The sequence below is a fragment of the Fodinicurvata fenggangensis DSM 21160 genome, assembly GCF_000686045.1.
Taxonomy (GTDB): Bacteria; Pseudomonadota; Alphaproteobacteria; order Kiloniellales; family DSM-21159; genus Fodinicurvata; species Fodinicurvata fenggangensis.
Genome location: NZ_JMLV01000017.1, coordinates 38,186 through 61,329, shown reverse-complemented (window position 1 = coordinate 61,329; position 23,144 = coordinate 38,186). Strand labels below are relative to the sequence as shown.

20 protein-coding genes are annotated in these 23,144 nt (G+C 55.7%); 15 read left to right on the top strand and 5 right to left on the bottom strand.

What is annotated here, in order from left to right; genetic code table 11:
• The 10 genes from BP38_RS21285 to BP38_RS0117050 form a co-directional block, all read left to right on the top strand.
• The coding region (locus BP38_RS21285; protein WP_026988850.1) for an IS110 family transposase at positions 1 to 532 on the top strand (532 nt) is incomplete at its 5' end.
• A gap of 970 nt (positions 533 to 1,502) precedes the next feature.
• Positions 1,503 to 2,408, top strand: coding sequence for a MurR/RpiR family transcriptional regulator (locus BP38_RS0117090; protein WP_081816758.1), 906 nt, complete (start codon positions 1,503 to 1,505; stop codon positions 2,406 to 2,408).
• A gap of 57 nt (positions 2,409 to 2,465) precedes the next feature.
• Positions 2,466 to 4,115, top strand: coding sequence for an ABC transporter substrate-binding protein (locus tag BP38_RS0117085; protein WP_081816757.1), 1,650 nt, complete (start codon positions 2,466 to 2,468; stop codon positions 4,113 to 4,115).
• A gap of 88 nt (positions 4,116 to 4,203) precedes the next feature.
• Positions 4,204 to 5,523 carry an aspartate aminotransferase family protein gene (locus tag BP38_RS0117080; RefSeq protein WP_026988727.1) on the top strand — a complete coding sequence of 440 codons (1,320 nt, stop codon included), beginning with the start codon at positions 4,204 to 4,206 and terminating at the stop codon, positions 5,521 to 5,523.
• Between the two features lie 21 nt (positions 5,524 to 5,544).
• On the top strand, positions 5,545 to 6,393 hold the full coding sequence (locus BP38_RS0117075) for a nitrilase-related carbon-nitrogen hydrolase (protein ID WP_035725740.1): 849 nt from the start codon (positions 5,545 to 5,547) through the stop codon (positions 6,391 to 6,393).
• Between the two features lie 52 nt (positions 6,394 to 6,445).
• Entirely contained in the window at positions 6,446 to 7,483 is a 1,038-nt protein-coding gene (locus BP38_RS0117070) for a phosphotriesterase family protein (protein ID WP_026988725.1), read from the top strand.
• A gap of 30 nt (positions 7,484 to 7,513) precedes the next feature.
• Complete coding sequence (locus BP38_RS0117065) at positions 7,514 to 8,455, top strand: ABC transporter permease (RefSeq protein ID WP_026988724.1); 942 nt, start codon at positions 7,514 to 7,516, stop codon at positions 8,453 to 8,455.
• Between the two features lies 1 nt (position 8,456).
• On the top strand, positions 8,457 to 9,338 hold the full coding sequence (locus BP38_RS0117060; RefSeq protein WP_026988723.1) for an ABC transporter permease: 882 nt from the start codon (positions 8,457 to 8,459) through the stop codon (positions 9,336 to 9,338).
• A 7-nt stretch (positions 9,339 to 9,345) separates the two neighbouring features.
• Complete coding sequence (locus BP38_RS0117055) at positions 9,346 to 10,404, top strand: ABC transporter ATP-binding protein (RefSeq protein ID WP_081816756.1); 1,059 nt, start codon at positions 9,346 to 9,348, stop codon at positions 10,402 to 10,404.
• Positions 10,405 to 10,406: 2 nt separating this feature from the next.
• Positions 10,407 to 11,438: an ABC transporter ATP-binding protein gene (locus BP38_RS0117050; protein WP_051609498.1), complete on the top strand. Its 1,032-nt coding sequence runs from the start codon at positions 10,407 to 10,409 to the stop codon at positions 11,436 to 11,438.
• Between the two features lie 59 nt (positions 11,439 to 11,497).
• Here the strand turns inward: BP38_RS0117050 and BP38_RS22390 are convergent.
• The 5 genes from BP38_RS22390 to BP38_RS0117020 all read right to left on the bottom strand — a co-directional run bounded on the left by BP38_RS22390 (position 11,498) and on the right by BP38_RS0117020 (position 17,272).
• Positions 11,498 to 12,567, bottom strand: a protein-coding gene (locus BP38_RS22390) for an IS630 family transposase (RefSeq protein WP_155992489.1) whose coding sequence is annotated in 2 segments (ribosomal slippage) — positions 11,498 to 12,081 and positions 12,081 to 12,567 — 1,071 coding nt in all. Because the reading frame shifts where the segments join, the coding sequence is not laid out codon by codon here.
• 61 nt (positions 12,568 to 12,628) lie between these two features.
• Positions 12,629 to 12,850 carry a hypothetical protein gene (locus tag BP38_RS22755; protein ID WP_155992488.1) on the bottom strand — a complete coding sequence of 74 codons (222 nt, stop codon included), beginning with the start codon at positions 12,848 to 12,850 and terminating at the stop codon, positions 12,629 to 12,631.
• A gap of 431 nt (positions 12,851 to 13,281) precedes the next feature.
• Positions 13,282 to 14,625: an NAD(P)/FAD-dependent oxidoreductase gene (locus BP38_RS0117030; RefSeq protein WP_026988717.1), complete on the bottom strand. Its 1,344-nt coding sequence runs from the start codon at positions 14,623 to 14,625 to the stop codon at positions 13,282 to 13,284.
• Between the two features lie 2 nt (positions 14,626 to 14,627).
• Positions 14,628 to 16,121: an aldehyde dehydrogenase family protein gene (locus BP38_RS21280; protein WP_051609497.1), complete on the bottom strand. Its 1,494-nt coding sequence runs from the start codon at positions 16,119 to 16,121 to the stop codon at positions 14,628 to 14,630.
• Positions 16,118 to 17,272, bottom strand: coding sequence for an aromatic ring-hydroxylating oxygenase subunit alpha (locus tag BP38_RS0117020; protein WP_026988716.1), 1,155 nt, complete (start codon positions 17,270 to 17,272; stop codon positions 16,118 to 16,120). Before BP38_RS0117020 ends, BP38_RS21280 begins: the two co-directional genes overlap by 4 nt.
• 373 nt (positions 17,273 to 17,645) lie before the next feature.
• Here BP38_RS0117020 and BP38_RS0117015 point away from each other — a divergent pair, with 373 nt between their 5' ends.
• From BP38_RS0117015 to BP38_RS0116995, 5 genes are all read left to right on the top strand, one after another.
• Complete coding sequence (locus tag BP38_RS0117015; protein WP_026988715.1) at positions 17,646 to 18,590, top strand: PDR/VanB family oxidoreductase; 945 nt, start codon at positions 17,646 to 17,648, stop codon at positions 18,588 to 18,590.
• Positions 18,591 to 18,824: 234 nt separating this feature from the next.
• On the top strand, positions 18,825 to 20,264 hold the full coding sequence (locus BP38_RS0117010; protein WP_035725735.1) for an aldehyde dehydrogenase family protein: 1,440 nt from the start codon (positions 18,825 to 18,827) through the stop codon (positions 20,262 to 20,264).
• Positions 20,265 to 20,311: 47 nt separating this feature from the next.
• Positions 20,312 to 21,322, top strand: a complete 1,011-nt coding sequence (locus BP38_RS0117005) for a TRAP transporter substrate-binding protein (RefSeq protein WP_026988713.1) — start codon at positions 20,312 to 20,314, stop codon at positions 21,320 to 21,322.
• The gene (locus BP38_RS21275; RefSeq protein ID WP_051609496.1) at positions 21,315 to 21,869 is read left to right on the top strand and encodes a TRAP transporter small permease; all 555 of its coding nucleotides are present in this window, start codon (positions 21,315 to 21,317) and stop codon (positions 21,867 to 21,869) included. Before BP38_RS0117005 ends, BP38_RS21275 begins: the two co-directional genes overlap by 8 nt.
• The gene (locus BP38_RS0116995; protein WP_026988712.1) at positions 21,866 to 23,143 is read left to right on the top strand and encodes a TRAP transporter large permease; all 1,278 of its coding nucleotides are present in this window, start codon (positions 21,866 to 21,868) and stop codon (positions 23,141 to 23,143) included. Before BP38_RS21275 ends, BP38_RS0116995 begins: the two co-directional genes overlap by 4 nt.
• The last annotated feature ends 1 nt before the right edge of the window (position 23,144 follow it).

Sequence of the window (23,144 nt, the reverse complement as noted above, 5' to 3'; positions counted from 1 at the left end):
CGTTGCCCAGATTGGTGCCCGTGTGAAACAGAATGTCGCTGCGGATATGGAGGATATGGATGCGGAGCTAAGGGCGATGCTCGACGCTCAGATCCTTGAACTTGAACATCGGATTGAAAGCATGATTGCACAGGACGACGCTCTCACCGTCAAAGCGGAGCTTCTCCGCTCTATTCCAGGGATCGGTCCGGTCTCCGCAGCCATGCTCATTGCGGAAATGCCCGAACTCGGACGGATGACGTCCGGCGAGGCCGCCGCAATGACTGGCCTCGCGCCTGTATCCCATGACAGCGGGACGAGGCGCGGCCGCCGGATGATCGCTGGAGGCCGGCGCGCCTTGCGGCATGTGCTCTTTCAAGCAGCGCTCGCCGCCGCATGCCACAACCCGATCCTGAAATCCGTCGCCAGCCGCCTCAAGGAACGAGGAAAGCCGCACAAGCTGGTCATCATCGCCATCGCTCGGCGCCTGGTTACCACCGCAAACGCAATCCTCAAATCAGGCCTTCCATGGCGCCATCAGGTCTGTGCATAAACACAGTTGCTAGTCTCTATCTCCCAACGGGCAGGCGGTATTTTTAGATCACCGATGCCATCACCACAGGATGCCTATCCACGCCTAGCTGATCCAGGCACCTGCTGCGACGTCTCTGTCGATAACAAACTGAATTAACTAGTTTATTTAATAAATCAATTGACCGCTACAGTTATACTTTATGTAACACTGTGAACAGCCTCAGGGTGCCAAGGAGCCCCCCGTTTGCCCACAGGGCGGGTGCATGTCAAAGCGGTTCATGCCGCCTATTCGCTTGTCCCGTATTGGCTTCTGGCCGGTTCCCAGGCCGCCTAGCGACGGATGCGCTAGGTAGTATTGAAGAGTGTGGAGCAACGTCGACACTGGTCAACGGACCAAAAGCAGGAGATCCTGGCTTCGGTTGGGGTTTACCGGGCCAGCATTTCGGATGCTGCGCGGCGCTACGACATCACGCCCTAGCATAAACTACCAGTGGCGCTGCGACTTGCGTCGCAAGAACCTTCTGGCGGATGGCACGCGCAGTCCTGGTAGTGGATATGATGCCGCAGGCCCTGGCTGAGCAGACTTAGATGTCGGAGCAGGTCGGTTTGTTGATATCGGCCTCCCAACGTACAGCGCCTGCGCTTTGCTAGCGCTACGCTCGAGGCGGCGGTACGCCACATGATCCGCCGGGCAGTGGCGGCATGACCGGCCTGGGCAATGGCATGTACGGGTAGTGTCCCGATTGGTTGGTATAGGTTCGGCTGGGCCGCAATTCCATGGGATATCATTGAGTTTGCGTATCAAATACCCAGAAGAGGCTGAGCTCAGAAGGTCTGGAAACTACAGCTCCCAGGGTCAGTAAATACGCAAGCAAACAATATGCACCAGAATTTGCATACAAATGGTGTGCGCAAAAAACTATTGCGTATGAAGATAATGCCTGTACAGTTTGCATATACGGACGCAACGCAAATGCGGAAGGCTCCTTATGGCGACGATCGAAGCTTCTCAAGCTGTGCCTCAGACAACAACTGAGCTAAGTGCTATCGTAGAAGGGGTTCGCCGAGGTGATGATCGCAGGATTGGACGCCGAGCCCTGGGTGCTCTGGTATCAATGCTTGAGCACCCGCATCGTGCTGCAGTTCAGAATATTTCCCAAATCGCAAAAGAGACCAATGTAGATCCCTCGACCCTGACGCGGTTGGGGCAGCGCTTGGGTTTCAGCGGCTTTACTGAGTTGCAGGAAGTCTTTCGCAGGCACGTTGCTGAGCGAGGACTTTTCTACAGCAGCCAGACACAAGGCCTAATAGAGAGGAACCACTCAGGTGCCCCCAACGGCCTTCAGGATCTTGCGAATGAGGAAGTCGGCAGGCTTTTGGAGACGGTTGCGGGGCTTGATGAAGAGGAAGTCAGGCGTGCCGCGGAACTGATCTGTAAGGCGGAAGTGGTTTATGTGATGGGGTTGAGGGCAACCCATGCTGTTGCATACTTCTTCTCTTCTTTTGCCAGCTTCTTGCGCCCCAGAGTTTTCATGATTGGAACGTCTGGGGCAGCTATCGCCGAAGAGATGGCGCAGATAACGGAAAAGGACGTCTTCGTTCCTGTTTCCTTCAGGCCCTATACCCAGATCACGGTAGACGCTTGTACAGCGATGATGAAGAGGGAAATCCCTATTGTCGCTTTGACCGATCTTTCCTCGCCGATCGCTGGGGAGGGGCCGTCACATGTCACCCTAAGGGCTAGAAGTCCCTTCTATTTCAGTTCTGCCGCTTCGAACTTTTTTGTAGCGCAGATCTTGTTGTCTGCGGTTGCGCAGCAGCTTGGTGAAACTGCGATTGGGCACATGGGGAATGTCGAGGTCTTGCTTAGGGAGCTGTCTATCGAAACCGAATAATAATGAGCTGGGCAAATAAAAACCGGCCGATAACTGCTTAACCAAGGGAGCACATGGATGACTGGGATACATTATTCAAAAGCGATCAATAAAGATCGCAGGACTTTTCTTAAGGGTGCTAGCGGACTTGCAGGAGCAGCATTCCTATCAAGTTTGGGATGGTCGGTGACAAGAGCCGAAGCTGCAGAGGGGGTATTGAGAGTCGTTCCGCAGGCTGATCTGCGTACTCTCGATCCCGTTTTTACTACAGCACAGATCACAGCCAATCACGCGCACATGATCTATGACATGCTGTTCGCAATGAACGATGAGCTGGAGCCACAGCCTCAAATGATTGGGGATTACTCAGTCAGTGACGATGGACTGACCTACCAATTCACGTTGAGGGATGGGCTGAAGTTTCACGATGGGTCTGATGTCACGGCACAAGACTGTGTTGCTTCAATAAAGCGTTGGTCTCAAACGAGAACAGAAGGCGGCTTGATGATGGAGCGCGCCGATTCTCTTGAGGCTGATGATGAGAAAAGCTTCACGCTACAGCTATCCGAGCCTTTTGGAATGGTCTTGTTGGCATTGGCCAATCCAGTTCTTCCCTGCGTTATCATGCGCGAGGAAGATGCTCAGAAAGCTGCAAGTGAGCAGGTTGAAACGACAGTTGGCTCGGGACCCTTCATCTTTGTGGATGATGAATGGGATCCGGGACACAAGGTCGTTTATCGCCGCAATCCCGATTATGTCCCGAGAGAAGAGCCTGCCAATGGTTTGGCAGGAGGCAAAGTCGTGAATGTCGAGCGGGTTGAGTGGCTCTACATCCCTGACTCAGGGACAGCAGTACAGGCCCTTCAGGCAGGCGAGGTGGATATGTTGGAGTTCCCCTCGCACGATAAGCTCCCAGCACTGGACAGTGACCCAAATATTGCCGTTAAAGTCATAGATCCAGTTGGTTACCAAGGGATGCTCCGGATGAATACATTGATTCATCCATTCGACCATCCCAAAGCCCGTCAGGCGCTGCTTTATCTGGTCCAAACGCAACAGCAGGATTACCTATCCGCTATGATTGGTGCACCGGACTATGAGCGTGTCTGTCTTTCACCATTCATATGCGGATCCCCCAGTGAATCTGAAGCAGGCCTCGAGCAATTCGAGGGTGATGAAGATCCCTTCGAGGTGGCCCGTAAGCTTTTCGAGGAAGCAGGCTACGATGGTCGCCCCGTTGTGTTCATGGATCCAACTGACCAGAACTTGATGCACCTCATGAGTCTTGTCGCTGCAGATCATCTGCGGCGTGCGGGTGTGGAGGTGGAGCTACAGGCTCAAGACTGGAGTACACTTACGTCTCGCCGTCCCATTAAGGAAGGCCCGGAAGAGGACCGGGGCGGTTGGCACATATTCCCCACGTGGTGGCCGGGTTTCACGATGCAGAACCCGATTACCAATGTTCCGCTGGATACGAGTTGTGATGGAGACAACTGGTATGGGTGGCCCTGCGACGAACAACTGGAAGAATTGCGGGTTACCTATGCCAACGCTCAAGGCGACGAAGAGCGCCAGGAGATCATGGATGGTTTGCAAACTCGGTTCTTTGAATCTGTTCCATATGTTCACGTTGGACAGTTTTTCCGGCCCGTAGCCTATGTGGAAGATCGAGTAAGTGGTGTTGTTGGGCAGCAAAGCCCAGCCTTCTGGAACATCGAAAAATCCTGATCAGTTGAGTGCGGGTATCTACGGATAACCCGCACTCATTTTTTTTTTGGGGTAATAAAAACAAATACTAAAAGGGACTAGGGATTAAATGTCACCTGATCCAAAGCCGAACACAGATTTGGCAACAGCTCTCGACGATGCTGCTTCGCGATACCTTTCAAGGAATCCTCTTAGTTTTGAGCAGCACAACCTGGCTCGCCAATCGATGCCCGGCGGCAATACGCGGACCGTGCTTTTCTGCGAACCATTTCCGATCACTGTCGTCGAGGGAGACGGTGCTTATATTCGTACCTTGGATGGAAATGAATATGTTGATTTCCTGGGGGAATACACGGCTGGTTTGTATGGCCACTCCGAGCCGGTCATAATCAATGCGGCAAAAGAGGCCCTGGATGGCGGCATCGTTCTGGGCGGGCACACAAAGATAGAGCAACAGCTCGCCGAATTGCTCTGTGATCGCTTCCCATCCCTCGATCGCGTACGTTTTACCAACTCAGGGACAGAAGCCAATCTCATGGCTATGTCGCTGGCCCGTGCAGCCACCGGTCGAAAGAAGATTCTTGTATTTAATGGCAGCTACCATGGCGGCGTTTTTGTTTTCGCTGGTGGTGGAAGCCCGATCAATGCGCCATTCGACTTTCTTTTGGGACAGTATAACGACCTCGAGAGCACCCTAGAGGTTGTTAGAGAGCACGCCGCGGATCTTGCAGCCATCGTAGTAGAACCCATGATGGGTGCAGGAGGCTGCATTCCTGCAAAGGCAGATTTTCTGCAAGGCCTACGGGATGCTGCTACGGACACAGGTGCCTTGCTCATCTTTGATGAAGTTATGACATCACGCTTGGCACCGGGTGGTCTGCAGGAACTTCTGGGAATCACTCCAGACCTGACAGCTCTCGGCAAATACATTGGGGGAGGTTTTAGCTTCGGGGCCTTCGGAGGGGCATCCGAACTGATGGATCGTTTTGATCCGCATAAACCAGGGTCATTCCCTCATGCAGGTACCTTCAACAACAACATACTGACGATGTCAGCTGGATATGCCGGGATGAGCCGTGTCTTCACTTCAGAAGCATCACGTGAGCTCAATCAACGGGGGGAAAGCCTGCGCCACCGACTGAATGAGATTTGTGAAGCTGCTGGGGTCCCAATGCAGTTTACTGGTCGGGGCTCCATGATGACCGTGCATATGTACGATGGCGAAATTCACACTCCCATGGATGCGGCTCGGGCGAACAGCGATCTACGCGAACTCTTCTTCCTGGATCTCATAGACGCAGGTGTGTGGTTAGCTCGACGTGGGATGATCAACGTCTCACTGCCCATGAGGGATGCGGAGTTCGACAAGTTGTGCGGCGCAGTCGAAGAGTTTGTCTCAGTACGGAAGCCCCTGCTTCTGAAACAATGAGTTTCTGAAAAGGAGAGAGTCATGAAAGCTGGCCTGATACAGATGTCCCTCAAGGGAGAGACAGACCTTTCGCCGGACGTTCTACGAGAGCATATGCTCGATGCTCATGAGAAGCTGATCGATCAGGCTGGTGCCCAAGGCGTCCAAGTTCTGTGTATGCAGGAGATTTTCAATCAGCCCTACTTCTGTGCTGTAACTGATGACAAGTGGTTTGCTGCGGCCGAAGAGGTTCCAGATGGCCCCACGGTTCAGCGAATATCCTCCCTGGCCCGAAAGCACAGTATGGTTATCGTCGCGCCTATCTATGAAATAGACGACGGAAAATACTACAATACTGCAGCGGTTATAGATGCCGACGGCAAGTACCTGGGAAAATATAGAAAAAACCATATTCCCAATCTTCCCGTGGGGAAGGAAACCTACTATTTCGAGCCGAGTAATATGGGATATCCGGTGTTTGATACCCGGTATTGCAAGCTTGGCGTCTATATCTGCTATGACCGTCATTTCCCGGAAGGGTGGCGCGCACTGGCACTGAATGGCGCGGAGTATGTGGTCAACCCAAGTGCGACGCCAGCAGATCTGAGCCGATACCTTTGGCAAATTGAGCAGCCTGCAGCTGCTGTCGCCAACGGCTTCTTCATTGGGGCGATCAATAGAGTTGGCAGGGAAGCGCCCTGGAATATCGGTGACTTCTACGGATCCAGCTACTTTGTGAGTCCAAAGGGACAAATCTTAGCTCAAGCGAGTGACGATCAGGATGAACTCGTTGTCGCTGATCTGGATTTGGATGAAGTCAAGGAAGTGCGTTCGAAGTGGAAATTCTTCGAGGCACGGCAACCAGGAACTTACGCTGAGCTAACGAAATAAGAACCAGTATTCAAGCTCGCACAACGAATAGAATGTACAGTGGAGGCTAGAGATGAACCGGGAAGACCTAAAGGGTAAAATTCAAACAGTTACCGGCTTGATTGAGCCGGAAGCTCTTGGCCAAACGCTCATGCATGAACACGTTTTGTGCGACATCCGCTCCCCAGAGAAGCGGAAGATCAAAGCCAACGATCCCGAGATCACTCTCCAGAACTATCACGACATCGCTTACGGTAGAGTCGAGCACATAACCAAATACCGGTTGGATATGATTGAGGTGGCCAAAGAGGAAATGCGCCAGCTCAACAAGGTTGGTGGCCAAGCCGTTGTAGAGCTGACCTGCGGTGGGTTGCGCCCCGATCCAGAAGGTCTGGTTGAAGTCGCCAAGGATAGTAACGTCGATATAATAATGGGCTGCGGCCATTATGTTGAAGAGTACCAGGACCCTGAGAACTTCAATCGAAGCGTGGACGATTTTGCTCAAGAGATGGTTGGTCAGGTTTTTGAGGGTGCCTGGGGAACCGAAATACGGGCAGGCTTAATTGGTGAGATAGGTTGTCAGTCCCCTTGGACGGACCTGGAGAAAACAGTGATGCGGGGGGCTATCATCGCGCAGGAAGAAACCGGCGCGGCATTGAACGTCCATCCTGGACGCGACCAAGATCAGCCCCAGGAAGTGGCAGATTTTGTCAAAGAGCATGATGGTGATGTTTCGCGACTGGTTATCAGCCATATCGATCGCACTATCTTCGACGAGGAACGCCTACTTCGTTTGGCGGATACCGGTTGCATCATTGAGTTCGACCTTTTCGGTCTCGAGCACACCTACTATCCGTTGGCAGATATCGATATGCCAAATGATGGTGCCAGGCTGAAGTTCATCCGGACTTTGATCGAACACGGTCATCTGGATCAAATCGTGATCTCACAGGATATTTGCTATCGCACAAGGCTCTCTCAGTTCGGTGGCCACGGTTACGCCCACATTTTCAAAAATGTTCTTCCGCTGATGCGAGAGCGCAATTTTACCGAAAACGAGATCGAGGCCATTCTTGTTCGGACTCCTCGCAGAATTCTGACGATACAATAAGACTCTGAAATCTGCAGAGAGGAGCGACTCGTGTTCTCCTACATAGTTCAGCGACTGCTAGCCACCATTCCTGTTATGGGCGTCGTCGCCCTGGTGGTCTTCTCCCTTCTATACTTTAGTCCTGGGGACCCAGCGACAATCATTGCCGGAGATATGGCCAGCGAAGAGGACGTGCGCGAGATCCGTGAACAGATGGGCTTGGATCAGCCATATTTTGTTCGCTTCGGCACTTGGATTGGCGGGGTTTTGCAGGGTGATTTGGGAACGTCCATTTTCACCAATCGCCCGGTTGCAGACCTTATAATGCAGAGATTGGAGCCGACCGTTGCACTGACTGTGTCTACGATGATTGTGGCTGTTGCCCTTGCGGTGCCTTTAGGGATCATCGCCGCTTGGAAGGCTGGCACGGCTATTGACCGGATTGTGATGGGGTTTGCTGTCCTGGGATTCTCAGTTCCGGTCTTTGTAATCGCATATACCCTTATTCTGATCTTCTCAGTATGGCTAGAAGTCCTGCCGGTTCAAGGATACGTCAGTATTACCGAAGGTTTCTTGCCCTTCGTCCAGCATCTAATCCTACCCAGTCTTGCCCTTGGGGCCGTGTTTGCTGCTTTGATAGCGAGAATAACAAGAGCGAGCATGCTCGAGGTCCTGAGCCAGGATTATGTCAGGACAGCAAAATCCAAGGGGCTTAACCAAAAAGAGGTCTTGCTGCGCCATGCGCTGAAGAATGCAGCTGTTCCCATTGTTACAATAATTGGGATCGGTGTGGCGCTGCTAATTGGTGGTGTGGTCATCACAGAAACGGTGTTTGCTATTCCCGGATTGGGGCGACTAACGGTGGATGCGATCCTGCGTAGAGACTATCCAATCATACAGGGAGTTATCCTGCTGTTTTCATTTGTATATGTATTCATCAATCTCCTTGTGGATGTAAGCTACTGCTTCTTCGATCCGAGGATTCGGTACTAACATGGCAATCACAACTCTTAACCCTCCTCGGATTGCAAAGAGTCGGCTCACTGGTCGACTGGTTGCTCAGATAAAGCGTCATCCCACTGTAGCTTTGGGCTCATCACTGCTGCTTTTGATGGTAGCTATGGCTCTTCTGGCCCCGCTGCTACAGACCCATGGCCCACAAGATATTTCTCCAGCTGATCGACTTCAGAACCCCTCAAGCGAGTTTGTGTTTGGTACCGATATGCTGGGCAGGGATCTGTACAGCCGCGTTGTGCATGGCTCAAAGATATCGCTGCTCGTTGGTGTTGGGGTTGCTGCTATTAGCATCAGTGTCGGTTTGGCCATAGGCCTGTTGACAGGTTTTCTTCGATGGTTTGACGCCATTGTAATGCGGATCATGGACGGACTGATGTCCATTCCACCTGTGTTGCTCGCCATCGCCTTAATGGCACTGGCTGGAGCTAGTATTCAGAACGTGATCATGGCGATTGCCATTGCTGAAATACCAAGAGTGGTCCGTCTGGTTCGAAGCCTGGTCCTCAGTTTACGAGAAGAACCATATGTCGAAGCAGCCGTGTCCAGTGGCACGCCCCTTTTACGTATTCTGATACGACATATACTTCCGAACACACTTGCTCCGTTGCTCGTGCAAGGAACCTACATCTTTGCATCTGCCATGATCCTGGAAGCTATCCTCTCCTTTATCGGTGCAGGCACACCTCCGGAAATCCCGAGTTGGGGAAATATTATGGCTGAGGGGCGGACCTATTTTCAGTCCGCACCCTTCATAATTCTCTTTCCCGGCTTCTTTCTATCGCTCGCTGTTCTGGCCGTGAATCTCCTGGGAGATGGCCTGCGCGACGCTCTTGATCCGCGATTAGCACGGCGACTGTGAGGAGAGTATGGTGGCAACAATCGAAAGCGCCGAAGAAGATGCGGTTGGACAGCAGGGGCACGATGAGTCCGCTCTGCTGGAAGTGGAAGGCCTCTCTACGTACTTTTTTACCCGTGATGGTGTGGTGCGTGCCGTAGATGATGTTTCGTTCTCCGTTGCGGCCGGGGAAACTGTCGCAGTTGTTGGCGAAAGCGGCTGTGGGAAGAGCGTCACCTCCCTTTCGATAATGGGACTTCTACAAACGCCTCCGGCAAGGATCGTCTCCGGACATATCAAGCTTCAAGGACGTGATCTCCTGACGTTGCCTGAATCGGAGATGCGCAAAGTCCGCGGCAATGAGATCTCCATGATCTTCCAGGAACCAATGACCTCGTTGAATCCGGTACTGACGATCGGTCGCCAGATAGGTGAGACATTGGTTCTGCATGAAGGATTGAGTGAGAAAGAGGCAGAGAGCCGAGCTGTTGAACTGCTGCGCCTCGTGAACATTCCGGAAGCCGAGCGCCGGGTGCGTGAATACCCACATCAGCTTTCAGGCGGCATGCGTCAGCGTGTGATGATCGCTATGGCGTTGGCATGCCAACCCAAGCTGCTTGTGGCCGATGAACCGACAACTGCCTTGGATGTGACAATCCAGGCGCAGATTCTCGAACTCATGAGTGACCTCAAGCAGAAAACTGGAAGCGCGATCATATTTATTACGCACGACCTGGGTGTGGTGGCGGAAATGGCCGAAAGAGTCGTCGTCATGTACGCCGGAAAAAAAGTGGAGGAAGCGCCTGTAGTAGACCTATTTGAACGCCCTCGACATCCCTATACAGCTGGCTTGCTTGATTCGGTACTCAAGCTTGGCAGCTCCTCCGGAGAGAGAGGGAAAAGACGGCTGAATGAGATACCTGGAACAGTTCCCTCCTTGAAAGATGAGATTGTCGGGTGCCCCTTTGCCCCGCGTTGTTCCTACGCTACGGACTACTGCCGAACCGATGCTCCTGTCTTGGAGGAAAAGGCCCCTGAGCATTTTGCCGCTTGCTTCCATTCCGATCAGCTAGCTGAGCAGGAAAACTGAGAATGACTATCGGAAGAATAGCTCCAGAGACGGAAACCCCTCTGCTGGAAGTGGAAAACCTGAAGAAGCACTTTCCTATCCGGAAGGGCTTGTTTTCTCGAGTGGTTGGCCAGGTCTATGCCGTAGATGGCATTTCCTTCTCCGTCGCTCCCAATGAAACACTAGGTATTGTCGGCGAAAGTGGTTGTGGTAAGTCGACAGCGGGCAAGGCGATCCTGAACCTCATCAAGCCCACTGATGGAGAGGTGAAGCTTGAAGGCAAACGAATAGATAATTTAAGCGGCGCTAAGATGCGGTCCGTTCGAAAGCAGCTTCAAGTCGTATTCCAGGATCCATACTCTTCGCTGAACCCACGTCTGCGGGTCGGAGAGATTGTGGGTGAGCCGATACTCAATTTTGATAGCCGCAATCGACATGCGCGAGAAGAGCGCGTTATCGAATTGCTGGAAAGAGTTGGGCTGCCCGCTGATGCCGCCAAGAAGTATCCCTATGAATTTTCGGGCGGGCAGCGCCAGCGAATTGGTATTGCGAGGGCACTCGCGTTGGACCCCAAGATGATTGTGTGTGATGAGCCAGTTTCTGCCTTAGATGTCTCGGTCCAGGCACAGGTCGTAAACCTTCTAATGGATCTTCAACAAGATTTGAAACTCTCGTACTTGTTCGTAGCCCACGATCTGGCAGTGGTTGAGCACATCAGTCATCGTGTTGCCGTGATGTACCTGGGCAAGATTGTCGAGCTTTCTGACAAGCACTCACTGTTCAGTGACCCGCTCCATCCATATACAGAAGCGCTTCTTTCCGCGGTTCCTCAACCGTCACCACGACGAAAGCCAGACAGGATTGTGCTTAAAGGCGATGTGCCCAGTCCTATAAATCCGCCCAAGGGGTGTCGGTTTCACACCCGCTGTCCATATGCTTTCGATCGCTGTTATGTTGAGGAACCTCCGCTTCGCGAGGTTGAGCCGGGACGTCAAGTTGCCTGTCATCTCCATGATGATGCAGAAGGAACCAAGGGCCCTTCATTGCCTTCATAGGCTCTATTTATTCTTGTTTTCGTTTTGCCCTGCATTCCATCGGTAAGTTATACCAAAGGCTATGAAGTTTGACTTGCATGGGCCCAATTGCGGAAGCCGATAGAGGTTATGATTTCCGGCCTGGCGATAAGCTTCTGCCAGGCTTCGCAGATGACATCGAGGATATGGCTGTAACTCTCAAAGACGGTGTTGGATAGCCAGTTGTCGCGCATGTACTGCCAGAGGTTTTCCACAGGGTTCAGCTCGGGCGAGCGCGATAGCAGGAAGATCGGCGTTATATTCTTTGGAACCTTGAGCTTTTCTGTCGTGTGCCAGCCAGCACGGTCCATGATGAGGATGGCTTGAGTGTTGGGTGCGACCTGCCGGCTGATCTCGTTCAGATGCAGCTCCATGGCATGGCTGTTGGCCCTGGGCAGGGCCAAGCCGGCTGCCTTGCCCAGAGTGGGGCAGATGGCACCGAAGAGATAGGCGTTCTGGTAACGCTGATCGGCGGGTTGGCGTGGCCGCGTGCCCCGTTGGGCCCACTGGCGGACAATTCCGTTCTTCTGACCGATCCGGGCCTCATCCTGAAACCAAATCTCCACCAGCTTGCGCCTTGAGAGGTGGCTGATGTGGGCTTTCAGGGTGTGGGAGAAGTTTTTTTGAACGCTTCCAATACCTTGGTGTCCTGCTTGGGGTGCTGGGGCCGGGCGCTGATGTGGCCATATCCCAGCTGGTGCAGGAGCCGTGAGACGTGGCGTTCGTGATAGCGTACGCCGAAGCGCTCCTCGATCACCCGCTGCAGATCCCGACGGCGCCAGCGTACCACACCGTCTTTCGTGCGATCCGGCCCCGCCTCGACGAGCTCAACCAATTCCGCTTTCTGCGCCGCCGACAGCCGTTCCGGAGGTCCGGAACACCAATTGTCGTAGAGACCATCCGGACCCGACGCATTGAAACGGTGAACCCAATCGCGCAGCGTTTGCCGATCCATTCCACCGATCTGCGCCGCATTCGTCCTGCTCATCCCATCACGAACTGCCGCCAGGGATAAAAGCCGACGGCTCTGGTTGGCATCCTTGCTGCGCGCCGCAAGCTGGCGCAGTTCTCCAGCTGAATAGTCCTCACGAAGCTTGACTGCTGTTCCAATGGCACGACCTCCTCGTGCCGGAGCGAATCATAAAACGCTCCGCATGGGAATCCCTGGAGAGTCAGAAATCAGAGCCTTTGGTATCAGACATGGTTTCCTTGGATGTATAATTGCGATTCCACGATCCAAGAGCCTTCTCTTTAGCGGTTTCCTGTTCGCACCATTCGTAGTGCAGTAGCTCGATCAGCATGTTGCCATCACGTGAGACCCTCTCCCGGATTTCATCAGGATCCAAATCTCTGCCGATGTTAAAGAAGTCGGCTTCCTCGAGCTCTGTGCCCAAGCATGACCACCCCAGGGCTTGGCTGAGAAGTAGGGACATACGGTAACTGACTCGTCTGTCCATAGCGGCGAGATAAGCGATGTTCGCGGCAATCCGACGGGTCGATTCCAAGCAACCTAGATGAGCGGCGTAGAAATCGAAACGTAGTGCTTCGTACCCCCGATACAGCATCCTCCGTTCTGTCGTGATGCCACGAAAGGCTTGGGCTGCTTGTCTGAACGCTTCCACATCCGGAGTTTTCAAGGGGTCAAGTCAAAGGCAATTGATTTTCGCCGAAACAGGCAAGCTGTTTTGATGTTCACCTTTGAGCGTCACAAAGTTTTGTCTATTAAGATGTGCGAAATTAGGTGAACGAATTTCTTGCCCTGTCCAAAGCAACTGGGGTGGCTCAGATCATGAAAGTTTTGAACCAAAGACAAGGCCGGTAGCCCTCAACTCCATGGAAACGGGCTGTTGGACGTGGGGTGCAGTTCTCCCTTCTTGAAACGCTCAAAGCGGAAGGGCTTCAGCAGGTCCTGTTCCTCGCCCATGACCTCGTCGGCGACCAGCCGGCCGACGCCCAGCATCTTGTAGCCGTGATTGCTGTCCGCGATGACCGAGACGTTCTCGTTGAAGCGATCGAAAACGGGGAAGGAATCCGGCGTGAAGCAGCCGATCCCGCCCGACGGCTCGCGGTGGTACCTGGGCATGGTACCTTCGAACCGTTTGTGGCAGTGCGCCAGGGCGGAGACCCACATATGAGCGAATTCCGCGCTTGAGACAAATTCAGGACTGTCAGGGCCATAGGGATCGACCGCCACTTCGCCGGCCATCTTGTCGATCCTGTAGGGCGCAGCACCGCCCTGCACGCCGCCGAAGTGCCAATCCGGCTTGTAATAGATGCCCCACATATCCTCGGTGATGACAGAGCCGTCGACGTCTGAGATCAAAGGTGCGTCCGTGTCCACATGGATCACCGGCGGTACCTTGCCGTCGCTGGTCAGCAGCATGTCCGGGTCGACCTGCAGGACGCCTTCCTCGAGCTGCCAGAAGCGCCACATCTCGACGCCTTCGCGCACCTCGCCGTCAGTGCCCTTGACGGTGATCTGCGCCGGCAGGCCGAGCATGTCCCAGAAATCGCGCACCCAGGGACCGGCGCCGATGATGAGTTGCTCGCAGCGGAGGGTGCCGCGGTTGGTTTCGACGGCCCGGACCGCCGGTGCGCCGTTATCACTGACCAGGGCCTTGACCTCGGTGCCGGTGATGATTCGCACACCGAGCGCCTCGGCCTTGCGGGCGAGGCCGTAGATCGACTTGGTGTTGTTGGCGTAGCCGCCGCGCTTTTCGTGCAGGACCGAGGTGATTCCCTGGGCCCGCCAGTCGTCGAAGAAGGCCCGCATGTAACGGGTACTGGCATCGGCGCCCTCGATGAAGTCGCTCTCGTAGCCGATTGCCTGCTGCTGCTGGTGGATCTGTGCCACGTCATCGTGCATGCGTTCGCAGGAGATCTGCATGTAGCCGACGGGGTGGTAGCTGAACGCCTCCGGGTCGCTTTCCCAGACGCTGACCGAGTGTGCCATGAGATTGCGCATCGCAGGCTGGAAATAGTTGTTGCGGACCACCCCGCAGGCGATGCCCGAAGCACCGCTGGCGATGCCCGCCTTGTCGAGCACGACGATCCGTCCCGCGACCTCTTCGCCCTTCTCCTGCAGGCGTTCGGCAATGCGCCAGGCCGTGGACAACCCGTGAATGCCCGCGCCTATGATCACGAACTCGGAATACTCGGGGAATGCCATACTCAATCTCCGTTCCTTGCTGCGCGGTCCAGGCTTGCTCCGTTGCCGCGGTTCAATGCAATTGCGATGTTCTTGGTGCGTACGTAGTTGTAGAGGGCTTCAAGTCCCTTCTCGCGCCCGTATCCCGACCGGCCGGCACCGCCGAAGGGCGTGGCGATGCCACCGGCGAACCATTCGTTCACGAACACCTGTCCGGCGCGCAGCCTCGCCGCGACACGGTGGGCGCGGCTCAGGTCCTGGGTGAAGACCCCGGCCACCAGGCCGTAGGCGGTGCCGTTCGCCAGGGCGATGGCTTCGGCCTCGCTGTCGAAGGGGATTATGCAGAGGACTGGCCCGAAGACCTCCTCCTGTGCAATACGGCTGGCCGGATCGACCTCGGCGAGGACTGTCGGCGCCATGAAGTAGCCCGGACCGTCCAGCCGCTTGCCGCCGCACGCCACACGGATCCCGTCCCGGGCCGCAGCCTGGACCCTCTCCTCCACGCGCGCGAGCTGCTGGCCGGAGATGAGTGGTGTCAGGTCGGGATTGTCGAGGCCGTGGCCTACGCTCAGCCCTTGCGAAAGGGCCACGGCGCGTTCCACGACCTGGTCATAGATCGCGCGGTGCACGAGCAGTCGGGACATGGCCGAGCAGACCTGACCCGCATTGAAGTAGATGCCGGTCTTCACACTGGCCATCAGCCCATCGAGATCGGCATCCTCGAAGGCGATGGCGGCCGATTTTCCGCCAAGCTCCATCACGCTGGGCGTCACCGTCTCGGCGGCGGCGCGCAGGATCGACTGGCCCGTGGGCACGGAGCCCGTGAAGACAATCTGGTCGACTTCGGAGGAGGCGACCAGGCGGGCGCCAAGATCCGCGCCGATGCCGCAGAGAATGGAGGCGGCACCCTCAGGCACCCCGGCCCGCTCCAGAGCACTGCCCAGCAGGGCGAGCCCGAGCGGATCGAGCTCCGGCGACTTGACGACAATGGAATTTCCCGCGGTCAGGGCCGGGGCCATGGAGCGCGCGGCGATGGCGACCGGGAAGTTCCATGGCACGATCTGGGCCGAGACGCCGTAGGGCTCGTAGACGGTGTAGTCGACGTAGTCGGGGCCGAGCGGGATAGATTTTCCCTCGATTTTGTCCGCGAGTCCGCCGTAGTACTTGAAGTACTGAGCCGCTTCCTCGAACTCGCCCTGCGCGGCCTCCAGCGTCTTGCCGCTTTCGCGGCAGAGCAGTTCCCCGGCGTCACGGGCGATAGCGCGGATTTCGGTTGCGATCCTTAGCATGAGTGCGGCGCGCTGGGCCGGAGGCATCTCCGCCAGGAAACCCCGTTCAAAGCTGGTGCGCGCACCTTCCAGCGCACGGGCCAGCGACGCCTCTCCGGCGCAGGCGCAATTGGTGAGGTGTTCCTGCGTGCCTGGATCCTCGACGGCGATGACTGCGCCACCGTCGCCTTCTACCCAGCGTCCGGCCACGAAGTTTCGGGCCAGCCCAGCCTTCGGGAAGATGGTCATGGTGTGCGGCCTTTCTCGACCTGGAGTGTTACCCAGCGGTGGAAGTTGTATGTCGGTCCGTCCATGGCCGGAGAGAAACAGCCGCCGTCGAAGAACGCGCCGTGGCGGCCCTTCTGCATGCCTTCGACCACGAAGATGTCCTCCTCGAAGACGGTCTTCCACAACTCGGCGTTCCTGCTGCGCAGAAGGTCGAACTCCGGCGTTCTTGCGGACTCGACCGCATAGTAAAGCTCGACCTGTTCGATCGTGCGCTCGCAGTCCACCGGGTTGAGCAGGATGGCGAAGGCGTGATCGCGCTGCACGCCGAAGAGGACGTTCGGATAGACGGCGATGTATTCGCCGCTCTCATCCCATGTCCCGCTCAGTCCCGGAAAGTCGGGCATGGCCGTGCCATTGTCATCCGTCAGTTGGCGATAGACGAGGGTTCCCTGCCCTGAGCAGTGCCCGAAGCCGTCGATATTGTAATGGTCCTCGAGCCGGGAGTAGCTGTTCAGGCCGGGATGTATCAAGGGCAGGTGGTAGCTTTCACAATAGTTCTCCACTGCCAGCTTCCAGTTGGCCTTCACGTCGAGCTGTAGGGAGGAGTCTGCGCCGCCGTGGTGGAGTTCCTGATCGAACTCGCTCCAGCGCTCGATAAGATCGGCATGAACCTCCTCGAACGGCGGCGCATGGCCATCGACATTGACGAAGATGACGTCGCGCCAGACATGCGAGCGGATTTCGATCAGGCCCAGGTCAGCCGTGTTCAGGTCCGGGTGGGTGTTCTGCCCGGGCCCGCCGACATTCGGGGTCGTCCGGAGCGCCCCGTTCAGGCCATAGCACCAACTGTGATAGGGGCAGCGGATGACGCCCCGGACCCTGGTGGGTTCCGAGATCAGGGTCATGCCACGGTGACGACAGGTGTTCTGGAAGACCCTGATGCTGCTGTCCCGGTCGCGGACAATCAGCAGCGGCATGCCGAGGAATTCGACCGGTTTGGCATCGCCGGCTTCGGGAACGTCCTTGCCGAACCCGACGCCCGACCAGTTGGCGAACAGGACCGACCACTTCTCTTCGGCAAAGATGCGGGGATCGACGTAATGTTCGTTCGGCAGGCCACGCGCGGCGTCGAGCGTGGTCTGCACGGCTCCAAGCCGGGCATGTACGTTCATGGGCTCTCTCCCTTGACGCAATCTTTCCCGATATTGGGGAGAGCCACCCACTTTGCTCAATATCAGAAGGACTCAACGACACATTAGTTCAGATAATGTGATATGCTTTCCCGATGTGCCCTCAAGTCTGCTTCGCTGTGGCGATAATTTGTGTCGTTAATAGGAGGAATAGGCGGAAAGGCAAAGGTTGGGTGTGGTATAGTGAACGAAAGAAGTGAAGTGAATTCACTCCTGTTTGAGATTTTTCCATCTTGAAGGTGGCCTTGGATTGGGCCGATGTATGGGATGGCCCAACGGCCGACCGGATGCGCAAACGAAACGGCAGGACGCGTGCCTGGAAACGGAGAGCTGGAGAGGCCGAGAGGAGGTGCAGATGAGTTCGCACCGCGCAAGATTGCTGAACAAGGTCAATCTCACCGATGAGATTGCGGAGTTCCGCTTCCAGGTTCTCGACGGTCCTCTCGAGGGTCTCGAGCCCGGAGCCCATGTGGATATCGGGCTGGCGCCCGGCATGGTGCGCCAATATTCCCTGTGCACCTGGGATTCCGAGGGCCGGTGGTTCAATATTGCCGTCAAGCAAGAGCCCGATGGGCGGGGCGGCTCAACGGCCATGCATGGCCTGGCGATCGGGGACGAGGTCGAGTTGGGCGGTCCGCGAAACCATTTCGCTCTGGCGGAAACCAGCAAGCATATTACCCTGATTACGGGGGGAATCGGCGTGACTCCGATTCTGCCAATGGTCCGCGAGCTGCAATGCAGGGGGGCGGATTTTCGCGTCTTCTATGTCGTGCGCTCGCGGGAGCTGGCAGCCATGGACTCGCAGTTTCGCGAGATGAGCTTGGGTGACCACTATCATCTTCATTGCAGCGACAGCGACGGACGCTTCGATATCGCGGCCGTGATACAGACGGTACCGGTCGGCGGGGACGTTTATGTTTGCGGGCCCGAGCCGATGCTGGAAGAGGTGCTGAACGCCGGCAGCGACCTACGCGGAGGCGCCATCCATTTCGAGCGTTTCGCGGCGGCGGCCACTTTCGCCACGGAAGAGAACGATAGCTTCGAGATAGAATTGCAATCGAGCGGAAAGGTTCTGGAGGTCGGTCCGCAAGAGAGCATCCTGGATGTACTGCGGGCCCATGATGTCCCAGTGGAGTTCGGTTGCTACGAGGGGCTCTGTGGCAGCTGTATGGTGGATGTCGTTGCTGGTGAGGTCGATCATCGCGACGGGGTCCTCTCGCCCGCAGAGCAGGAGGCCAACGAATTCCTGTGTGTCTGTGTCTCGCGGGCCAGATCCAGACGACTGGTCCTACAGCTCTAGAACCACGAAACCTCGAAGTGTTCAGGGCTCACGATATGGGCGATTGATCTCGAGGATCCAATCGCGACTTACGTGCAGCGATTGCTCCACAGTCCAACTGCGTGATTCTTAAACTTCAGAAAGCATATCTTAGAGAACCTATAGATATACCCTATAGGATAGGAACAAATTTAAAATTTGCCTACTGATGAAGCCGCTGCAAGGCTTTCCTCCGAACTTCATTTGGGAGGAAACATGAAGGCAGAGTCGGTTTTCATCGATGGTACCTGGAGGAAATCCTCCAACGGTCAGACCCTGGACATGGTCGCACCCTCAACGGGTGAGAAGATTGGTGTCATAGCGTGCGGCACGGCCGAGGACATCAATGCTGCGGTTGCCGCTGCGAGAAAGGCCTTCGAGGGTGTCTGGGGGCAGATGCCCGCCGTGGAGCGCGGACGCCTGCTTTCGAAACTCGGACAAGCCATCCTCGATCATGAGGATGAACTGACGGATCTGGAAGCGCTCGATACCGGTAAACCGCTCAAGCTGGCGCGCGGCGACATAAAGGCGGCCGCACGATACTTCGAATACTATGGCGGAGCCGCCGATAAGCTTCACGGCGAGACCATTCCTTTCCTCTCTGGCTATCAGGTCATGATCCTGCGCGAGCCACGCGGCGTGACGGGTCATATCATTCCCTGGAATTATCCGGCACAGATGTTCGGCAGAGCCCTCGGGGCGGCCTTGGCCGGGGGCAATGCGACGGTCATGAAGCCCGCCGAGGAAGCCTGCCTCAGCGTTATCAGGCTTGCCGAACTTGCGACGGATGTCGGTTTCCCGGAAGGCGCCATCAACATCGTACCAGGCGTTGGAGAGGAGGCTGGTGCAGCGCTCAGTGCGCATCCGGACCTGGACCTCATTTCCTTTACGGGTTCTCCCGAGGTTGGAACGATCATCCAGAAGACAGCAGCGGACAATCACGTACCCTGTGTTCTCGAGCTGGGCGGCAAGTCACCACAGATCGTTTTCCCGGACGCAGATCAGGAGAAAGCCATCGAATCGATCGTTGGCGCACTCGTCCAGAATACGGGGCAGACCTGCTCGGCTGGAACAAGGGTCCTGATCGAACGCTCAATCTACGACGACTTCATGAACGCCCTGACCAAGCGCTTCAAGCAACTTCAGGCTGGTCCTCATGATCTCGATCTCAACTGTGGTCCGGTTATCTCCAAGGCGCAACAAGAGCGTGTTCTGGGCTTCCTGGAGCGGGCAGAGAAGGACGGCATTGAAATCGCGGCTCAGGGCAAGATTCATAAATCAGCCCCGGAAGGCGGATACTACGTGCCACCAACCTTGTACCGGGTCGTTCCACGCGATCATGAACTCGCCAAGGAAGAGGTTTTCGGCCCTGTCCTGTCTGCCATTCCGTTTGATGATGAAGACGATGCCATTCGCCTGGCAAACGGCACGGATTATGGCTTGATAGCAGGCATCTGGACCAATTCTGGCGCCCGGCAAATGCGTCTCGCAAAGGGGGTGCGTGTCGGACAGGTCTACATCAACGGCTATGGTGCCGGGGGTGGTATCGAGCTTCCGTTCGGTGGTTTCAAGAAAAGCGGCCACGGACGCGAGAAGGGCTTTGAAGCCCTGAAGGAATTCACCGTCACCAAGACAGTGGTGATTAACCACGGGTGAATCCGGATCTACAATTCTCAGTAAAAACACTAGGGAGGAAATAACTCATGAAACGAACAGCTATTGTTGTGTCTCTGTCCGCGATGTTGGCGGCTAGCGTTGCACCTGGAGTAATGGCTCAAGGGCAGGATGTCCGCCTGGGCCATGTCTTCGCCACGGACAGCCCGGTGGATAACGCAAGCAAGGCCTTTGCACAGTGCGTGACCGATGACACCGGAGGTGACATTTCCGTTACCGTATTCCCGGACAGCCAACTGGGTGGTGACGAAACCCTCGGACGGGATCTCTCTCGAGGTGGGCTGGAGCTTGCTTTCCTGAACCCGGGTTCCTTGACCGGTTTGGATCCGCTCCTCGACATTCACTATCTGCCCTATATCGTGAGCTCCTTCGAGGAAGCCGACGAAGTCTTCTACAATCCGGATGGCGTGCTGCAGACAACGATCCGGGAGACACTTGCCAACCATGGCATGAAGTCGCTTGATTTCTTCGAACTGGAATTCCGGGCCGTAACGAATTCGGAGCAACCGGTGGAATCAGTGTCAGACCTGGAAGGGCTCAAGCTGCGCGTTCCGGGATCGATCTCCATTCGCTCCTTCTTTGATGCCGCAGGCGTCCAAACTGTAACCCTGCCATTCCCTGAACTCTTCGTTGCCCTGCAGCAGGGGACCGTGGATGGTCAGGACAATGGTGCGAGCATCACCTACAACTCCCGGCTTTTCGAGGCGCAGGAGTACATGACGCTGACCAATCACGTCTATGCGATGGGTACGATCACAGCCAGCGACCACTTCTGGCAGCAGCTCTCAGATGAGAACAAGGACATCATCAGCGCTTGCGCAAGCGAATCAGCAAGTGATCAGATCGAAAACAATCGCGCGAAGAATGCCGAATATCTGGAAGGTATCCGGGAAGCAGGTGTGGAAGTGCATGAGCTGTCCGATGAGGAAATGGCCAAGTTCGTTGAGCTTGGACGTTCACTCTGGACGGAACTGGAAGACACCTATGGTGCAGACCGCATCCAGGCACTGAAAGAGGACGTCGGCGCCAGCAATGAATAACGCCGTGAATGGCACCAAGGAGGCCGTCCCAACTGCGGGGCGGCCTCTGATGGTCATTATGGATAGAATTGAAGGCGGCGTTGCGGCAGTGGAGAAACGGGTCGCGGCAGTATCCCTTGTGGTGATGATATTTGCGATACTGGTAACAATCGTTGCGAGACTCCTGAATCTCCCCATACCGAGCCTTGGCGAATATGCACTCGTTGCAATGTCACCCATGACCTTCTTGGGGGCTGCTTTCTGCAGTTATATGCACCAACACATCACCATTGAGGTTGTTGACCTGCTGAAGAACAGGTTTCTGAGAATCCTCCTTCGCATCACAGCCACACTGGCAATGGCGGTTTTCACTGGCATTTTCACATGGCTGGCTTGGAACTTGCTGACCTATGCCCTCTCTTCGGGGGAAAGTCTCATCGACCTGGGCACACCTCTGTGGATCCCTATGGGCTTCATGGTTCTGGGATCAGCGCTCATGTTTATACACGCCGCTTTCGACATCATACGACTCTGTACAGGGATGCCGCGCACGGGAGGTGAGGCATGAGCCTCGTCATCATCGGATTGTTCGGCCTGCTCCTGATCGGCACGCCTATTGCAGCGGCATTCGCTCTCGTCGTTTTTTTGAACGATGAACGGCTGAATGTCTGGCTGGATTCCCTGAGCAGCATTCCCTACGACAGTGTCTCCAGCTTCGCTCTGGTTGCCATCCCACTCTTTATCCTTCTCGGCGAGATCATAAACAAAGGCGGTATTGCCGCAGCGCTCTCCGCTGTTGCCGACAAGTCCCTGCGCCGTATCAGAGCCTCTTTTGGATACGTAATGATCGTGGCCAGTGCATTTCTTGGTGCCATTACAGGCTCGTCCGTAGCAACTGTAGCGGCCATCGGCTCAACGCTCGGCCCGGAGATGGCTGCCCGGGGCTATCCGAAGGGCTATATTGCGTCTCTCAATGCTGCCTCCGGCCTCCTGGGCGTTCTGATCCCTCCTTCCATTCCGTTGATCATCTATGGCGCAACGGTCGGTGTATCCATCACGGAACTCTTCATAGCCACGATCGTTCCTGGCGCACTGCTGGTCCTGACATTTTCCTTCGTTCACTGGTTCCGCTCGAAAGCCGTGCTATCCGGCTCGCAGGAAACAGAAGCTGACGCCGGTGTTCTTGCAAGCTTGAGCAAGAGCAAAGCACGTTCACGCGCGCTGGCGGCTTTATTCTTGCCGATCATTGTCCTTGGCGGCATCTACGGTGGTATTTTCACCCCCACAGAGGCTGCGGCCGTAGCTTGTATCTACGCCATTGCCGTTGTGCTCCTCCAACGTGCATTGAACCTGGAAGGCCTGGTCCAGACCTTCTACGCCGCCGTGCTGCCTGCAGGCGCAATCCTCTTGATCATCGCCATGACAGGGATCCTGAACAGGGCGCTCATTTTGAACCAGGTGCCGCAAGATCTGGCTATCTTCATGACCGGTCTCTTTGCGGATCCAATCCTGTTTCTCATCGCAGTGAATCTTCTGCTTTTTGCCGTTGGCATGTTCATGGAAACCAATGCCGCAGTTCTTCTAATGGGCCCACTGCTTGCACCCTCGGCAGCCCAGTTCGGCATCGACCCGATCCACTTTGCGATCATCGTCGTGACGAACATCGAGATCGGCCTGCTGACCCCACCGCTTGCCGCAAATCTCTATGTCGCTGCCAGGACCAACAATGTGCACATCGTACAGATGTTGAGGCATTTCGGTTGGTTCATTGGTGCGGCCGTTTTTGCCCTCGCACTTCTTACGTTTATCCCGAGCCTGTCGCTCTGGTACCGCTTGTTCTAAG

Bases quoted from the DNA above. Each gene is read 5' to 3' on its own strand.
- BP38_RS0117090 (WP_081816758.1), top strand. From the start codon at position 1,503: ATGGCGACGATCGAAGCTTCTCAAGCTGTGCCTCAGACAACAACTGAG.
- BP38_RS0117085 (WP_081816757.1), top strand. From the start codon at position 2,466: ATGACTGGGATACATTATTCAAAAGCGATCAATAAAGATCGCAGGACT.
- BP38_RS0117080 (WP_026988727.1), top strand. From the start codon at position 4,204: ATGTCACCTGATCCAAAGCCGAACACAGATTTGGCAACAGCTCTCGAC.
- BP38_RS0117075 (WP_035725740.1), top strand. From the start codon at position 5,545: ATGAAAGCTGGCCTGATACAGATGTCCCTCAAGGGAGAGACAGACCTT.
- BP38_RS0117070 (WP_026988725.1), top strand. From the start codon at position 6,446: ATGAACCGGGAAGACCTAAAGGGTAAAATTCAAACAGTTACCGGCTTG.
- BP38_RS0117060 (WP_026988723.1), top strand. From the start codon at position 8,457: ATGGCAATCACAACTCTTAACCCTCCTCGGATTGCAAAGAGTCGGCTC.
- BP38_RS0117055 (WP_081816756.1), top strand. From the start codon at position 9,346: ATGGTGGCAACAATCGAAAGCGCCGAAGAAGATGCGGTTGGACAGCAG.
- BP38_RS0117050 (WP_051609498.1), top strand. From the start codon at position 10,407: ATGACTATCGGAAGAATAGCTCCAGAGACGGAAACCCCTCTGCTGGAA.
- BP38_RS0117030 (WP_026988717.1), bottom strand. From the start codon at position 14,625: ATGGCATTCCCCGAGTATTCCGAGTTCGTGATCATAGGCGCGGGCATT.
- BP38_RS21280 (WP_051609497.1), bottom strand. From the start codon at position 16,121: ATGACCATCTTCCCGAAGGCTGGGCTGGCCCGAAACTTCGTGGCCGGA.
- BP38_RS0117020 (WP_026988716.1), bottom strand. From the start codon at position 17,272: ATGAACGTACATGCCCGGCTTGGAGCCGTGCAGACCACGCTCGACGCC.
- BP38_RS0117015 (WP_026988715.1), top strand. From the start codon at position 17,646: ATGAGTTCGCACCGCGCAAGATTGCTGAACAAGGTCAATCTCACCGAT.
- BP38_RS0117010 (WP_035725735.1), top strand. From the start codon at position 18,825: ATGAAGGCAGAGTCGGTTTTCATCGATGGTACCTGGAGGAAATCCTCC.
- BP38_RS0117005 (WP_026988713.1), top strand. From the start codon at position 20,312: ATGAAACGAACAGCTATTGTTGTGTCTCTGTCCGCGATGTTGGCGGCT.
- BP38_RS21275 (WP_051609496.1), top strand. From the start codon at position 21,315: ATGAATAACGCCGTGAATGGCACCAAGGAGGCCGTCCCAACTGCGGGG.
- BP38_RS0116995 (WP_026988712.1), top strand. From the start codon at position 21,866: ATGAGCCTCGTCATCATCGGATTGTTCGGCCTGCTCCTGATCGGCACG.